Genomic DNA, 16,037 nt, shown 5'->3' with positions numbered 1-16,037 from the left:
ATCACGTGGCACAATTTGCGCTATGATGTATTTCTGTGCGCGCTTTATTAATAACAAAAATGCACTTCATTATTAATGTTTATACAGCAGCTTAACTCTAAAGTAAATTGTAATTATTTGTTAATCTCCTAACTTATTCATCTTGAATGATGCTATAACTGCTTATGTGGGCTATCATCATTATATAAACCTTAAAATAGGTATGATTTCTTATAGGTATGAAAATGAATGTGGATATATCAGTTATTGTTCCTGTTTATAATGTGGAACAGTATTTAAAAGATGCTATAAACTCTTTACAGTCGCAAACAATAACTAATATTGAAGTGATATTTGTTAATGATGGTTCGACTGACAATAGTTTGAAAGTATTGGAAGAAGCAGCTAAAAAAGATGAAAGAATAAGAATTATTAGTCAGAGCAATGGTGGAGCATCAAAGGCAAGAAATAGGGGTATAGATGAAGCACGAGGGAAGTATATTTCTTTCATGGACTCTGATGATATTTTGCCTAACAATGCATTAGAGCTCTTGTTAAATAAATTTACCAGCACAGATGCAGATCTTGTAATGGGGAGGGTAGAGAGGTTTAATTCTGATAAAATATGGACTCCTCAACCTCAAATTCCTATTTATGTTAGAGAAAGATTAACAAATATTAATGATTTTCCAGTGTTATTAGAAAATGCAGGTGTGTGGAATAAGCTATATAAAAGAAAATTTTTAATTGATAACAAATTAAGATTTCTTGAGGGAAATAAAATAGAAGATATTTTATTCACCTTTAATTGTTATTTCTTAGCAAAGGTAATAGCTATAATACCTGAAACTGTCTATCAGTGGCGAGTTGTTAAGACCAGTGTATCAAATAATAAAAATAACATTAGATACTTTATGGATAGATTGGAAATAGCTTGTTTAATTGATGATTTAAGTATAGGTAAAATAAATAATGAAGCTAAGAAAATTTTAAATAAAAGAAATATCAATGCAATAATGCCTCTTCTTGAGTTCTATAGTGATTATTCATCTCAAGAAAAGAAAGATATAATTGAAATGGCCCACATTTACTTTGGGAAATTAAATGAAGAGGAAATTGAACAAAATTTTGAAATAATGACATTGCTCAAGGCACAACTAATTATCAAGGAGGATGTATTTAATCTTGAGAGATTAATTAAATTTCACAACCAAGAGTCTAACAAAAATAAAAAGATACAAAAATTTGAAAGAGAGTTAAAAGAGGTGTTGTTGGCCAATACAAAGCTTAAAGCTGTAAATTCCTACACTCCAGAGCGCAAGCCGAAGAAGAGAGCTCTCTCTATCGTTTCTCGATTAAAGAAAAACTTTCAACATAGAACATGAATAGTAAGACAATTAACAGCTCTTCGATGTCCCAACCTAAATAATACTTAAGGGAGGGACATTGAGGGGAAAACTATTTTATATTTGCTTCAGCTTTTATTTGTGATAACACCCAGTTTAAATTATTGTTTTCAATATAGAATCTATAAACATCGGCATAATTGACGTCTTTCTGGAGTAAGGTATTTAGGCTCGACATTAGGTGGTTATATTCATGACCAAACTGTGAAGAATTGACACTTTGAATATCTTCAAAGTCTTCTATTTCCCATTCGGGTACATAAGTGACATATGGCTTGTTGTATTGCATGTAATCAATAACAACACTAGAAATATCGGTATAGAGCCCATCCACGATTGGGAATAGGCTGTTTATATCACCTTCAAAGATTGCGATATTATTACTACTTGAAATAGTTTTTTTGATATCTTTAAGTGCTTTCTTAGGCGTTTTGCTTTTCTTACCAATCAGTGGATGAGGCTTGAACACAAGGAAATACTCACTTTGATTTCGATAGTATTCAATCAATTCCTCTCCGAGCACATCAATAGAACTGTAGCGTGTTTCCTTACTCCCACCTTCCCATGTTGGTGTATAAGCAATGATTTTTCGGTCGCCAGCGAGTTTGCGGATGGAATCAATTTCTGGGGATGGATCTATCGTTGTGCTTGGTCGGCCAATCACAGCGATATTCGCATCGTTTATGCCAATTTTTAATAATCGTTCTTTAGCTGCATGACCTGCGACCAATACTTTGCTGTAGGCATTGAAGTGGAAAGTGCTAGAGCAACTCTTGTCACTCTCACCATGGCCAATATGGAGCTGAGGAAAGTGGTGATACTTAAGCATATGGTAGTTAAGCATGGTATTGTTGACGTAAATACATGCAGCAATATCATGGTTGAGTACGTAGCTTTCAAGCTTACTCGCCCGTAAGCAGAAGTGCTTTTTAAATGGGCCTTCGTAGGCGTAGTAAGCCATAGGCTGGCGAAATATTATCTCTACCGCAAAGGTTTTGCTTAGTTCATGCAGTAGCTGGGACCACATATCAATCTGGTAAAGCTCTTTTTTTGAAGAGCCAAAATAGATAACAAGTTTTTTCATTAAATTATACCACGAATTTTTAACCATAATTTCGGCCCTTAGCAAAGGAAGGGCTAATAGCGCACTGCTACCGATGAGTATGTTTGTTTGTCAATACTGAAAATAATAAGTGGTTTGTATTAAAAGAACCTTAATTATCAAAAAATCATTTAGTCGAATATAAATACCAAAAAATTTAAAATAGATGGATCGTAATTAGTTCGTTTTATTACCACTTGTCGATACGTCTTTTAAATTTACATTTTGTACAAAGCCAGTAGGTGCTTCAAGCAATATGCGCTTGATACACTCTACATTGAAATCATGGCAGCATTCATCCAGTTCGTTTAAGAGAACTTGCATTTCAGGCCAGCTCAGTTTGCTTTCTTTAGCTGTCATGATTTTTTCGTGGCTGGTTCCTTCAACATTGTCCCCAATAAGAAGCTCTTCATATAGCTTCTCACCAGGCCTCAGGCCTGTAAACTTGATTTCAACATCGCCTTCATCCGAACTTGAACCAAGATTCACTTTCATTCCCATCAGGTGCACCATGCGTTTTGCTAGGTCTAGGATCTTAATTGGCTCTCCCATATCCAACACGAACACTTGGCCATTATTACCCATGGCGCCAGCTTGAATGACGAGCTGCGCCGCTTCAGGAATCAACATAAAATAGCGGATGATGTCTGGATGCGTAACGGTGACGGGACCACCGGCTTTAATTTGTTTCTTGAATAGCGGTACAACGGACCCAGAAGAGCCTAAAACATTACCGAACCTCACCATAGTAAAGGTCGTTTGAGTATCTTTGTCTGCCAGAGCTTGAAGAACGAGCTCCGCCATTCTTTTACTGGCTCCCATTACATTCGTTGGCCTCACGGCTTTGTCTGTAGAAATGAGAGTGAAATTTTTAACACCACATTCTATTGCAGCTTGCGCGCAGGATAATGTCCCAAAAACATTATTTCGGATCCCTTCTACGACATTGTCTTCGACTAGAGGTACGTGTTTATAGGCTGCGGCATGATATAAAGTGTCAACTTCATAGCTTGTCATTAGCTTTTCAAGGCGATTTTGTCTTTGAACTGAGCCTAGTGCAGCAATAATTTTAGTTTGGCTTTTAAGGTTATGCTTGGTCGCATTGAGCTCTTGTTCGATCTTATAAAGGTTATATTCATTTAACTCGAATAAGACCAGTGTTTTTGGTTTTTGAGCTATGATTTGACGGCACAGTTCAGAACCTATTGAACCTCCGGCTCCGGTAACCATGACACTCTTATCGAATATATTCTTAGTCAATAAGTTGTTATCTGGGGTAATCGGTGTTCGACCTAATAGATCAGCAACATCAAGATCTTTTACTTCGGTCGCCGTTGCTTTGCCTGCAGCGATATCTTCCACTGACGGTACGGATTGTATAGCGATAGGCCAATTAGACAGTTTTTCTACAAGTCTTAATCTCTTACCTTTGTTGATATTGTTGATCGCAAGCAACAGTTTTACTGGCTGGTACAGAGATTGAAGGTGTTCAAATTCACTAGGATGATGGACTTTTAATCCAAAGAAGATATTGCCTCTTTTACTAGGATCATCATCGAGTAAAATAACAGGGTTGTACTCATCACCATGGATCAGAGCGTATGTGAGTTCTCGCCCTGTTGCGCCAGCCCCGTAGATAAACACATTGGGCTTTTTTCGTTTAAAAACTTGGTCATAAGCAGAGCGGATCATGATTCTTGGCCCGCCTAATGTCAGTATGGCTAACCCAGCATAGATAAAAGGGACACTTCTGGGGATGAAGGTATGAAAGAAGAATCCGCTCAAGACTAAGGTGAGCGATGATATAAACACCGCGAGAAATATGTTCCCGACCGCAGGAAACATCATGTAGCGTAATACCGCTCTATACATCCCGAGTTTAGCGAAACTAAATATAGTCACCGAAATGGTGAGTAATAGTGTTACCCATTCATCTAAACCCAGTTCAAAAGTGTATGTGCCTAGCCTTAAAGCTATAGCTAAATAAACCGATATAGTTATCGCGAATATGTCGTAGCCAATACTGATCAAACGCTTATTTTTTCGTTTAGTATTGAGGATAAGGCGTATCGGCTTAATCATTATATTCCTTGGTAACTGTTCTCAATCAGGCTTACAAGCTGTAGCTGAGTAATTTAATATCTGCGATATTTTAATGCTCTTAAGTGCGGTAAGCTAGTCGTAATTGATGGTTCTGTGTTGCTCAGTAGTTTTGCTGTTGATGCTGCTTGTTTTTTATTCAATATGTAGAGCTTTTTTGTATTATGAAATTATTAGTCACTGGTAGTACGGGCTTTGTCGGCTCTCGCGTTGCGAATTTAGCACAAGAGTGTCAGTGGGAAGTTGTGCCTGTAGTGCGAAAAGCGGCACAAATACAGCCTAATAGCTTGTTTGTTAATAGCCAGTTTGTTAATAACTTGGCCGTTAATAGCTTTGCTGTTTCTTCTATTGATTCGAGTACCGATTGGTCTGGTGCATTCGAAGGTGTGGATTGTGTTGTTCATTGTGCTGCTCGAGTGCATCAAATGAATGAGAGTGAGCAAGGTGCTTTAACTGCCTATCGAGATATCAACACCCTTGGCACTTTGAACCTAGCGAAGCAAGCCGCTGAAGCGGGCGTTAAAAGGTTTGTATTTGTCAGCTCTATTAAAGTTAACGGTGAATTCAGTGAGCCAAATTTACCCTTTGAACCGAATTTAAAGAATACTCCGCAAGACCCTTATGGTTTGAGCAAGTATGAAGCTGAAGTTGAGTTGGCTAAGCTTTCAAAAGAGACAGGGCTAGAAGTGGTTATCATTAGGCCTCCATTAGTTTATGGGCCTGGCGTCAAAGCAAATTTCTTATCTATGATGCGTTTGATTGATAAAGGCATTCCGTTACCGTTTGGTGCTATAAAGAACCAGAGAAGCTTGGTTTATTTGGATAATTTGTCCGATTTGATACTAACTTGTTGCGAGCACCCTTCAGCTCCGGGCTATACCTTCTTAGCTTCTGATGATCAGGATGTATCGACAACTCAATTGATGCAAACCATCGCTCATGCTATGGGGAAATCACCGCGATTAATTCCAATCCCAATGTCTTGGATACAAGCTGGATCGTCAGTTTTAAATAGACAGCACATAGCGCAAAGAATATGCGGCAACCTCCAAGTGGATATAGGTTTGACGAAAGAGATATTGGGATGGAACCCCCCTGTAAGTTTTGAACAAGGGATCAAAAGAACCGTAGAAGCTTACTTGAAGTCGCATTGATGCGTTTTAGGTAGTTTATGGCTTTCTTGTCCATAAATTTTTCAGGTATCCTTTATTGATTAGTGGTGCTTATAGTGCCCCCACGTTTTCAATCCGAATTTGATAGGACACATATTTTGATTCGTTTGTTCGATTTTATTTTTGCTTTCTTTGGTTTGCTGTTCCTTTGGCCAGCATTTCTCATTATTTGTATCCTTGGTTACTTTGACACGGGTTCTCCTGTCTTTTTTCAGACCCGAGTTGGTCGCAACAAAAAGCCATTCACTTTAGTTAAATTCCGCACTATGCCAGTGGAAACAAAATCTGTTGCGACTCACTTAGTTGGGGCGAGCTCTGTAACTAAACTAGGTGGATTCCTGCGTAAGACCAAGCTTGATGAACTGCCTCAGTTATACAACGTACTTAAAGGTGAAATGAGTTTAGTTGGTCCAAGGCCATGCCTGTTTAACCAGCAAGAGCTCATCAATGAAAGAGAGTCGAGAGGCGTGCTGGCGGTAAGGCCTGGCGTAACCGGACTAGCTCAAATCAATGATATCGACATGTCGACACCGAAAAAACTCGCGGAGTGGGATCAACGCATGATTCAGACGTTGAGTACTAAATTGTACTTTCAATACATTATTCAAACCGTACTAGGTAAAGGCTCGGGCGACAGGGTTTAGTTAGATATGGTTTACGCTCTCTTATGATCATTGGTACTGGCTTCTGCGTTATACAAACATAGCTTTGTTGACCTCCACAGTCTCTAAGGCCATTTTTATGTGACGCTATTTCCTAAATATTGCTTTATAAGGTATTGCTTATGATTTATCCATTTACTTGATTGTGGTTATTATCTATGATGATCAATCAGTTGTTTAAGCTGAGCAACTGTTTGAGGGTGTGAAAATCATCTTCTACATATAAACGTTTATATTAATGGAAATCATTATGAAAAAGATGGCTCTAGCAGCTGCATTAGCAGTTAGCTTCTCAGGTGCTGCATTTGCAGCTGAAACTACAGCAGCAGCGGGTACTGGTTCAGGTACTGGTACAGCAGCTGGCGCGGGTGCATCTGCAGCAGCAGCTGGCACAGCAACAACAGTTGCAGTAGCGACAGCAGCAGTAGCGGCAGCAGCAGCTGTAGCGGTTGCTTCTAACGAAAGCGGTGCAACAACGACAACAACGACTCGATAATTTTTGAGTAGGCGTTTAAAACCATTTTATGTGAAAGCATAAAGTGGTTTTTTTATATCTAATTGATTAATTTTCCATATTGGACATCAGCAACCAGATTGCTAGGAAGCAGAACTCGTCATGCTTAAACCTCTAATCATATCTCTTGGTCTTTTTCTTGCTGGTTGTTCTCAGCAGTTTCAAGACGTTAACTCTACTTTTGATGAAGCCTTTTTTGGAAGCTCCGATGTTGAGCTATCCAAGGAATACATTCAAACGTTACCTTATTCCAGCATTTATGCAGAAGTGAATGACCAAGGTAAGATCTTCATGGTCTTAGCGTACGTCGGTGAAAACCCGCAAACGGGCGCAGAGCAGTTAAAGTGGATGTCTTCTGACAAAGCGATGATCGTCACTGAAAATGGACGTGTCGTACAAACGCTATTGCTTCCTTACGAAAACCTATCTGGTTTGGCATTCCAACCGTTAAATACATTCTCTTCTGCAAACAATTCGTCAGCCGATTCTTCTTCTGCGTTTGATGTGTCTGCCAACCCCGGAGCTCAAAAATGGCAAGCGGTTTACGACTGGCAACCTAACTATCGATTCGGCTATAAAGCGAACATCACCCGAACGTATGTGGGAAATGACACGGTTGAAACTCCGTTAGCGTCTATCGATACCAAGAAATTCCAAGAAAAAATTCAATTCCCAATATTAGAACAAGACATCACCAACGAATATTGGGTCGACAGCGAAGGCAAAGTGGTAAAAACCATACAGTATTTAGGCCCTGATATGACAAGGCTTGAGTTAACCGTCCTTAAGCATTATCAAAGCAATTAACGAACAGGGTAATGAACTAAAATGATGAATTATATGAGTCATACATCAAAAATGACGGGACGTCGGTTGCCATTGGTGAGAACTTTATTAACGATGAGAGCTCTGTTAATGATGAGCGCTTTGTTTGCTTTGAGCTCCGCTTCTTCGGCTTCTGATCTTGTTACGCCTGAACGCTCTTCGTCGATTAAAACAACAATCGAGCTTCCTCTTCAAGGTGTGACGCTTGAGTATCAAACTAACGTTCGACTGCTTCGTGTATTAGACGACGCAAACGTGAATGCGAGCTCTAACGCTAACGGTACTATTGGTTACTTCCCCCTTTCGGCTCAACTGTTTGATATAACCAATACTGAAGCGACTGCAGTTACTGGATTTAAAGAAGCTAACCAAGCTATCGAAGCCAAAAAGCGCAATGTACTGAACCAGCTTGAAGCTTTCGCAGTAGAAGAGCCAGAAGCAAACTTAGTGCGCCAACAGTTAGCCTCTTTCCAATATCTCAATCGAGTTTTTATTGAGCTAGACCGAAATGCGGTTATCTCGCAACCAGATAAGAACCCACTGCTTGTTTCAAGTTCTCATACTAACAAGCCGTCAGACAGTCAAACTCAAGCCTTTTCTCTGTACTTACCACAACGACCAACGTCAATTCAGTTGATGGGTGCAATGAAAGAGTCGGTAACAATGAATCTGATTGAGCATGGTACGTTGAATGATTACCTCGATGCATTACCGAATGGCTTTATTGGTGAATCTGCAGATAAAAGCGTGGCTTATGTTGTCCAGCCAGATGGCGAGGTACAAACCATTCAATACGCATACTGGAACGAACAGCCGGTTTACTTAGCACCAGGTGCCATCGTATTTATGGCGTTCTACTCTTTGCCATCGGAATACTCAACGTTGAACCAAGATATTGTCGATTTGCTACGTCATAAGGTTGGCCTGTAATGCTGAAACAGAAATCATTCCCTCTATCGGCAGTGTGCACATCGGTTACTTGTGCTTTATTAATGACCAATAGCATGTCGATTCGAGCAGAGACAGTCATTGATTCCTCTTCGATTCGAGCAGAAAAATCGTCATTCGACGACACTGAATACAGAACATCGCAAATGAACTTTGGTGGTGTTGGCTTAATGCAAATGCCGACAGGCCGAATGGCACCAGAAGGCGAGTTCAACTTTAGTGCTTCGTTCAACAATGAATACCATTTTTATAATGTCAGCCTGCAGGTGATGCCTTGGCTTGAAACCACCATTCGCTATACACAAACTCAAGATCTTTATTATAGCGGTAGTGGCAATCAAGACTGCTCTCAAAACTCATTCAGTGGTTGTACTAAGCACACCGATAAAGGTATCGACTTTAAAGTACGCTTAATCGAAGAAGGGTATTACTTACCAGAAGTGTCGGTCGGTATGCGTGATTTTGGTGGTACCGGTTTATTTGATGGCGAATTTGTTGCAGCGACCAAACGCTTTGGCCCTGTTGATTTTACCTTGGGCATGGCTTGGGGATACATGGGCACCAGTGGCAATTTCACTAACCCACTGTGCAAAGCCAGTGACAAGTATTGTGAACGCCCGTCTGATTTTAAAGGCAATGGCGGCAGTGTCGATTTTGAGCGTTGGTTTAAAGGCGATGCTGCAATTTATGGCGGCTTTGAATACCAAACCCCTTATAAGCCGTTAACCTTAAAGCTTGAATACGATGGCAACGATTATTCTCAAGACTTCCCTGTAGTACGTGGTGGTGTCGACATGACACAACACACGCCATGGAACGTGGGCGCGGTCTACCGTTTCACCGATTGGGGCTCAGCGAAAGTGAGCTATGAGCGAGGCGATACTTTAACCCTTGGCTTCGATCTTTCTACCAACTTCAACGAAATGTATTCCGTGTGGCGAGATACCGAAACAGCAGAGTTACGCCCGAGTGGTGTCGAGACGGTTGATGACATTGATATGGCGGCCCTTGCAAGCCAACTTGAAACGATCGCTGGTTATGAACAAGCGCAAATCTTGGTCGACGATAACAGCATTGTAGTCAAGGGCACTCAGGTCAAATACCGAGACAGAGATATCGCCGTTGAACGCGGTGCGACTGTGATTGCGAATGCGGTGCCAAGTTACATTGATACTTACAAAATCATCGAAAACGATAAATCGATGGAACTCACCGAGACAACGGTCAATGCACAAGCGTTCAAAGCGGCGGCTAATAACAGTTATCTCAATGCTCAAACCAGTGATGCAACCGATACTCACGAGTTAGAGCGTAAGAAATCCGTTATTTATCATGATGGGCGTGAGCGATTCGATGTGTCGATTTCACCAAACCTAGCTCAATCGTTCGGTTCGGCTGAAAACTTCTATTTATACAGTTTGGGTTTATACACCAACGCTTCGTTCTGGGCGTTAAACAATGTTGAACTGTCGGGCTCTTTGTACGTTAACTTAGTCGATAACTACGACAAGTTTAACTATACCGTCCCATCAGACGGCACTGACCAAACGCCAAGAGTAAGAACCTTATTCCGCTCTTACGTTGACGATCCGGTTCGCTTAGATCGCTTACAACTGACGTGGTTTGAAGACTACGGCAGCGGTGTCTACACCCAAGCTTACGGGGGGTACCTTGAAAGCATGTTTGCGGGTGTGGGTGGCGAAATCCTGTATCGACCATTCAACCAAAACTGGGCCATTGGTGCAGACATGACTGCAATAAGCCAGCGCGATCCAGAAAGCTGGTTTGGCACGTTTGATGAAGAGATTCAAGTTAACCCAGATGACAGTAGCCGAACGTACAAAGTGATCGATAAGGGCACGACGGGCTTCATCACCGGTTACTACACCCCACAATGGGACTTCTTGAGCGATACCTTGCTTAAAGTGGGCGTCGGTAAATTCCTTGCGGGTGATATCGGGACTCGTGTCGATTTCTCTAAGCAATTCAAGAGTGGCGTTATTGCCGGTGCGTTTGTCAGCTTAACCGACATGACAACGGAAGAGTACGGTGAAGGCAGCTATACCAAAGGCTTCTATGTATCGATTCCGTTTGATCTTGTTACCGTGAAACCAAGCTCAAGCCGCGCTGGCTTTACCTGGTTACCGATCACACGTGACGGCGGCCAAGTGCTGAACAAGCAATACAACTTGTTCGATCAAACCGATGCTCGCTCACCTTGGTTCCAAAGGCCGAGTAGCGTTAAGTAGATCGAAAGCAGATGCGGGTGACGAGTAAGCGGGATACGAAGAGTGGGGAAAGAGCAGTCTCGAATAATCGAATAACGAATAACGAATAGCTTAAGATATCGTGATATTCATTGGGTCTAGCTTTTGGTTCTCCCCCTTGAACGCCGTTCGTTTTTGATCGGTGATGTTCATCAAAGGGGGAGTTAGAGGGGGATATTAATCTATGTGTTACCAACCCCTCCCAGCCTCCCCTTATGTTGGTATTTTCTGCCAAGCAACAGTTGTGATAAAGGGGAGGAGCTAAAAGCATCCCGACACGGCTTTAGGCTCTTCGTTTACTCGTATCTCGCTACTCTCATCTGCTCTTTAGCTCTTCGCCACTAGTTCACTCGCATCCCGTATCTGCTCTTTAACCATTCAACTAGGTTGATAATAAACACAAATTGTGGATAATGCATACGCAATAAAATAACCGGGTGAAAGTCCGATCTTTGGCTCGGTTTATGACAAAAAACCTCTATCTCAATTCCAGATAGATAGAGGCAGATTAACTACGCAGTGTGATGTCGCGGAATATCAAAGGGCGGTAGCGTTCCTATCTTTGATATTAAGTGGGAGCGATATCACAGTAATAGCCCTCCTTAACTCTATTAAATACTGCGTAGCTGATAAAATTGTTTGTTCTAACTTCTTAGGGTGTCCTTTGGGATATCACGACACATTCCGTTTCTATGACTTGGTTAACATGAAGATTAATAAAAATCGTCTCCTTTTAGCGCTCCTTCCTGTATTGCTTGCAGGGTGTACTACTCCAGGAACTCACCTTTCTACTGGCAACAAGAATGTGATTCAGCCTTCAGAGGAACAGCAAGAATCTGATATCTCTGATGTGGTTAACCTTTACCCACTGACAGCTCAATCAGTATCGACTTACCAAACGGGTACATTGTCGGTGTCACAAGCCAACCCTGAACTCGACGTAGACATCGCAAAGTATGAATACAAAGTCGGTGTGGGCGATATCTTAAATATTACGATCTGGGATCACCCTGAACTGACGATTCCTGCGGGTTCTTACCGTAGTAGTACTGAAGCGGGTAACTGGGTTCATGCAGACGGCACCATCTTCTACCCGTACATTGGTACAGTCGAAGTGGCAGGAAAAACGGTTCGTGAAATTCGTTCTGATATAGCGGAACGTTTGGCGAAATACATCGAAAGCCCTCAAGTTGATGTAAACGTAGCGGCTTTCCGATCTAAGAAAACCTACATTACCGGTGAAGTATCTAAACCTGGCCAGCAGCCAATCACTAATATCCCTTTAACGTTACTGGATGCCGTGAACCGTTCTGGCGGTTTGTCTGAAGATGCTGATTGGCGTAATGTTTCATTAACCCGCAATGGCGTGGAAGAGAACCTTTCACTTTACGGTTTGATGCAACGTGGTGACTTAACTCAAAACCGCTTACTTCAAGCCGGTGATATTGTTCACGTACCGCGTAATGACAACCAGAAAGTGTTCGTGATGGGTGAAGTGAACGATCCTCAACTACTTAAGATTGATCGTGTTGGGATGAGCCTAACCGAAGCACTCAGCAACGTAGGTGGTATTAACCAGCTGACGGCAGATGCAACGGGTGTGTTTGTGATCCGAACTTCTGATGATAAATCAGAACGCATGGCAGACATCTACCAACTCAATATGGAAGATGCATCAGCTTTAGTGATTGGCACCGAGTTTGATTTAAAGCCTTATGATATTGTTTACGTAACGGCAGCGCCAATCAGCCGCTGGAACCGTGTAATCGGTCAGCTTGTACCAACCATTTCAGGCTTCAACGACCTAACCGAAGGTATGTTGCGCGTTCGTAATTGGTAATAAGCCCTGGTTTGTAATAAACCCTAATTAATCATCAGGTTGCATTGTGCGTGTAACCTGATTTTTACATCTAAAAGTAAACCCAGCTTATAAGCCCAATACAATTAGAGACCATTATGTTTAATAAAATTTTAGTCGTATGCGTGGGCAACATTTGTCGTTCCCCGACGGGAGAGCGAGTTTTACAAAACTTGCTGCCCAACAAAGAAGTGGCCTCTGCCGGTATCGCTGCTGAGAAAAGCCGTTTAATTGGTAAGCCTGCAGACGACACTGCCATTTTAATCGCCGCTGAAAATGGGGTTGATGTTGAAAACCATCAGTCTCAGCAAGTTACGCCACAGCTTTGTGCTCAGTATGACTTGATCTTGGTGATGGAGAAGGGCCATATGGAGGCGCTTACTCAAATATCGCCGGAGGCTCGCGGAAAAACGATGCTGTTTGGTCAGTGGATTGGCCAGAAAGACATTCCTGACCCTTATCGTCAAAGTCGTGAGGCGTTTGAACACGCTTATAAGCTGATTGACGAAGCGGCGCAAGCTTGGGCAAAAAAACTGTAGGTTTAAATGCAATAGATTTTAGATGCAGTAGGTTTTAAATAGACAGCTTTTTAAATGTCATGCTCTAAATGTAGGCATGGCAAAGCCACCAACGGAATAATATAAAAGAGAAGTACGCGGAGCGTATATATCGTCTCTTAAATAGCAATACTTTAGGAAGTAGCAAACAAATGACAACACAACCCTCTCAGCAATCGCATACAGATAACTCTGATGAGATAGATTTAGGAAAACTGCTTGGCATCTTATTAGATGCTAAATGGCTAATCATGCTCACCACATTCGTTTTTGCTGTGTTTGGTATTGCGTTTGCTTTGCTTTCGACGCCGATATACAAAGCGGATGCCCTGATCCAAATTGAAGAGAAAAGCTCTGGTGGCATCTCTTCTATGGTTGGTGATATGGGTGAATTGTTCTCTCAGGAATCTTCTGCCACGACAGAAGTGGAGATCATCAAATCGCGTATGATCTTGGGTGAAACGGTTGATAAGTTTAACCTCACCACGGTGACATCTCCCAACTATGCACCTATCGTAGGTAAAGGTTTTGCTCGCTTAACTGGCGACATCAACCACATTGCGGTTAGCCGTTTCAACATGCCAAGCTATGCGAGCGACTACGGGCACACGATCCAGATCCTAGATGCCGAGCAGGGCACTTACCAATTAGTTCGCGACGATGAGCGCGTTATCTTGCAAGGCAAGGTGGGTGAGCTAGCCACAGCCGACGACTACAGCTTGTTTGTGGCAGGTTTCGAATCTCATAACGATTTTGAATTCTCTATTAGTCAACGTAGCCGACTAGAAGCGATCGAATGGTTGAAAGCTTCTTTGTCTTTGTCTGAGCAAGGTAAGCAAACCGGTATTTTGAAGCTAAGCTTTGAAGGTGAAAACAAGCAACAGATCTCTGAAATCCTTAATCATATTAGCCAGATCTACTTCTTACAAAACGTGAAGCGTAATTCAGCAGAAGCAGAGAAGAGCCTACAGTTCTTAGAAAGCCACCTTCCGGGCATTAAATCTGAGCTAACGGGCTATGAAGACGTACTAAATAATTACCGCCAAAAGAACGAATCGATCGACTTGGGCTTAGAAGCACAATCAACCCTGAAGGTAATGGTAGAGCTTGAAGCGCAATTGAATGAACTGACGTTTAAAGAGAGTGAAATCAGCCAACGCTTTACTAAAGATCACCCGGCATATAAAGCTCTGCTTGATAAGCGTAAAACGCTGATGGGTGAGAAAGAGCGCTTAAACAAGCAAGTACAAAAGTTGCCGAAAACACAACGTGAAGTACTGCGTATGACACGTGATGTTGAAGTAAACCAACAGATCTACATCCAGCTATTAAACAAGGTTCAAGAGCTGAGCATCATTAAAGCGGGTACGGTCGGTAACGTTCGTATCTTAGATGACGCGCAAGCTTATGCTCGTGCCGTTAAACCGAAGAAGCCATTGATTGTTGTGTTAGCAACGCTGCTGGGTGGCATGCTAAGTGTCGCGTTTGTGTTAGTAAAAGCAGCGTTCCACCGTGGTGTGGAAAGCCCAGACCAAATTGAACAAATCGGTCTGCCTGTTTACGCAGCGGTACCAAAATCTGATTTACAGATTGAGCTAACCAACCGCTTTAAATCGAAGAAAGTACAAACAAAAGGCGTTCAGGCACTGCTTGCTGAATCGAACCCTGCCGATCTTTCGGTTGAAGCACTGCGTGGCCTTCGTACCAGCTTGCACTTCGCGATGCTAGAAGCGAAAAACAACGTTCTGATGATTTCAGGCCCTGCGCCAGGCATTGGTAAATCATTCATCTCGACCAACTTTGCCGCAGTAGCTGCTAAAACAGGCCAAAAGGTATTGTTGATTGATGCCGATATGCGAAAAGGTTACCTACAACAAAGCTTTGGTGTGAACTGGGATAACGGCCTTTCTGATGTATTGAGCAGCAAGCAAGAGTTCGCTCAATCAGTGAAAACCACACCGGTAGAGAACCTAGATATTATTACTCGCGGCCAAGTGCCACCGAACCCATCAGAGCTGCTGATGCACCCACGCTTTGCAGAACTAATGGAATGGGCATCGAAAGAGTATGATTTGGTGATTGTTGATACCCCGCCCGTACTTGCGGTAACCGACCCAAGCATTGTCGGCGCCTTCGCTGGCACCACATTAATGGTCGCGCGTTACGGTCAAAACACCATTAAAGAGATAGAAGTGGCTCGTAACCGTTTCGAACAATCAGGTATCGAAGTGAAAGGCGTTATCTTCAACGCCATCGAGAAGAAAGCATCAAGCTCATACGGCTACGGTTATTACAACTACGCGTATTCGAGCGACAAGAAATAAAGTTAAAGAGCAGTAACGAGATGCGAGTAACCGGGTAAACGAAGAGCTAAAGACAGTAACGGGATGCGAGTGGCGAGATACGAAAAGCGCATCTCGAATCCGTTCTTCATCTCTTGTTACTCGTTTACCCGCTGCTCGAATCTGCTCTTTTAGCTCTTCGAATCCCGTCTACCCGCCACCCGTATCTATTCTTTATCCAATCTTCAAATTATTCGAAGACTTAGCTTTTGGTTCTCCCCCTTGAACACCGGACTATTGTGAGTGATGGTGTTAATAGAAGGGGGGAGTTAGAGGGGGTTGCTAGCGATGCCTAATCAACCCCT

The 16,037-nt window shown here is 42.3% G+C and carries 12 protein-coding genes; 10 read left to right on the top strand and 2 right to left on the bottom strand.

The features are described 5' to 3' along the window. Positions 1-224: 224 nt before the first annotated feature. On the top strand, positions 225-1,364 hold the full coding sequence (locus tag AB6D58_RS06815) for a glycosyltransferase family 2 protein (protein WP_372156814.1): 1,140 nt from the start codon (positions 225-227) through the stop codon (positions 1,362-1,364). Positions 1,365-1,437: 73 nt separating this feature from the next. Here AB6D58_RS06815 and AB6D58_RS06810 read toward each other — a convergent pair whose 3' ends face one another. Both AB6D58_RS06810 and AB6D58_RS06805 read right to left on the bottom strand, forming a co-directional pair. Then, on the bottom strand, positions 1,438-2,469 hold the full coding sequence (locus AB6D58_RS06810; RefSeq protein ID WP_372156812.1) for a CDP-glycerol glycerophosphotransferase family protein: 1,032 nt from the start codon (positions 2,467-2,469) through the stop codon (positions 1,438-1,440). A gap of 195 nt (positions 2,470-2,664) precedes the next feature. Continuing rightward, positions 2,665-4,569, bottom strand: a complete 1,905-nt coding sequence (locus AB6D58_RS06805) for a nucleoside-diphosphate sugar epimerase/dehydratase (RefSeq protein WP_016792888.1) — start codon at positions 4,567-4,569, stop codon at positions 2,665-2,667. 182 nt (positions 4,570-4,751) lie between these two features. On the opposite strand from AB6D58_RS06805, the gene AB6D58_RS06800 reads away from it, so the two are divergent. The 9 genes from AB6D58_RS06800 to AB6D58_RS06760 all read left to right on the top strand — a co-directional run bounded on the left by AB6D58_RS06800 (position 4,752) and on the right by AB6D58_RS06760 (position 15,714). Next, a complete protein-coding gene (locus AB6D58_RS06800) occupies positions 4,752-5,741 on the top strand; it encodes a UDP-glucose 4-epimerase family protein (protein WP_372135407.1) in 990 nt (329 codons plus the stop codon). Positions 5,742-5,854: 113 nt separating this feature from the next. Then, positions 5,855-6,403: a sugar transferase gene (locus AB6D58_RS06795; RefSeq protein WP_372150043.1), complete on the top strand. Its 549-nt coding sequence runs from the start codon at positions 5,855-5,857 to the stop codon at positions 6,401-6,403. Between the two features lie 268 nt (positions 6,404-6,671). Beyond that, positions 6,672-6,917, top strand: coding sequence for a hypothetical protein (locus AB6D58_RS06790; protein WP_016784037.1), 246 nt, complete (start codon positions 6,672-6,674; stop codon positions 6,915-6,917). A 120-nt stretch (positions 6,918-7,037) separates the two neighbouring features. Continuing rightward, on the top strand, positions 7,038-7,742 hold the full coding sequence (locus tag AB6D58_RS06785; protein ID WP_372136642.1) for a YjbF family lipoprotein: 705 nt from the start codon (positions 7,038-7,040) through the stop codon (positions 7,740-7,742). 21 nt (positions 7,743-7,763) lie between these two features. Further along, a complete protein-coding gene (locus AB6D58_RS06780) occupies positions 7,764-8,690 on the top strand; it encodes a capsule biosynthesis GfcC family protein (RefSeq protein WP_372156810.1) in 927 nt (308 codons plus the stop codon). Next, entirely contained in the window at positions 8,690-10,957 is a 2,268-nt protein-coding gene (locus AB6D58_RS06775) for a YjbH domain-containing protein (protein ID WP_372156808.1), read from the top strand. The genes AB6D58_RS06780 and AB6D58_RS06775 overlap by 1 nt, the downstream gene beginning before the upstream one ends. Positions 10,958-11,681: 724 nt before the next feature. Continuing rightward, entirely contained in the window at positions 11,682-12,815 is a 1,134-nt protein-coding gene (locus AB6D58_RS06770; protein WP_017063131.1) for a polysaccharide export protein, read from the top strand. Positions 12,816-12,931: 116 nt separating this feature from the next. Beyond that, positions 12,932-13,372 (top strand): low molecular weight protein-tyrosine-phosphatase, encoded by a 441-nt coding sequence (locus AB6D58_RS06765; RefSeq protein WP_048663167.1) that lies wholly within the window; start codon positions 12,932-12,934, stop codon positions 13,370-13,372. A 170-nt stretch (positions 13,373-13,542) separates the two neighbouring features. After that, a complete protein-coding gene (locus tag AB6D58_RS06760; RefSeq protein ID WP_372156806.1) occupies positions 13,543-15,714 on the top strand; it encodes a polysaccharide biosynthesis tyrosine autokinase in 2,172 nt (723 codons plus the stop codon). Positions 15,715-16,037: the final 323 nt, after the last annotated feature.

The sequence above is a fragment of the Vibrio sp. 10N.239.312.D08 genome, assembly GCF_041466145.1.
GTDB classification, from domain to species: Bacteria; Pseudomonadota; Gammaproteobacteria; order Enterobacterales; family Vibrionaceae; genus Vibrio; species Vibrio crassostreae_C.
The sequence above is the reverse complement of the archived record's forward strand: the minus strand, read 5'-3'. Positions and strand labels throughout refer to the sequence as shown.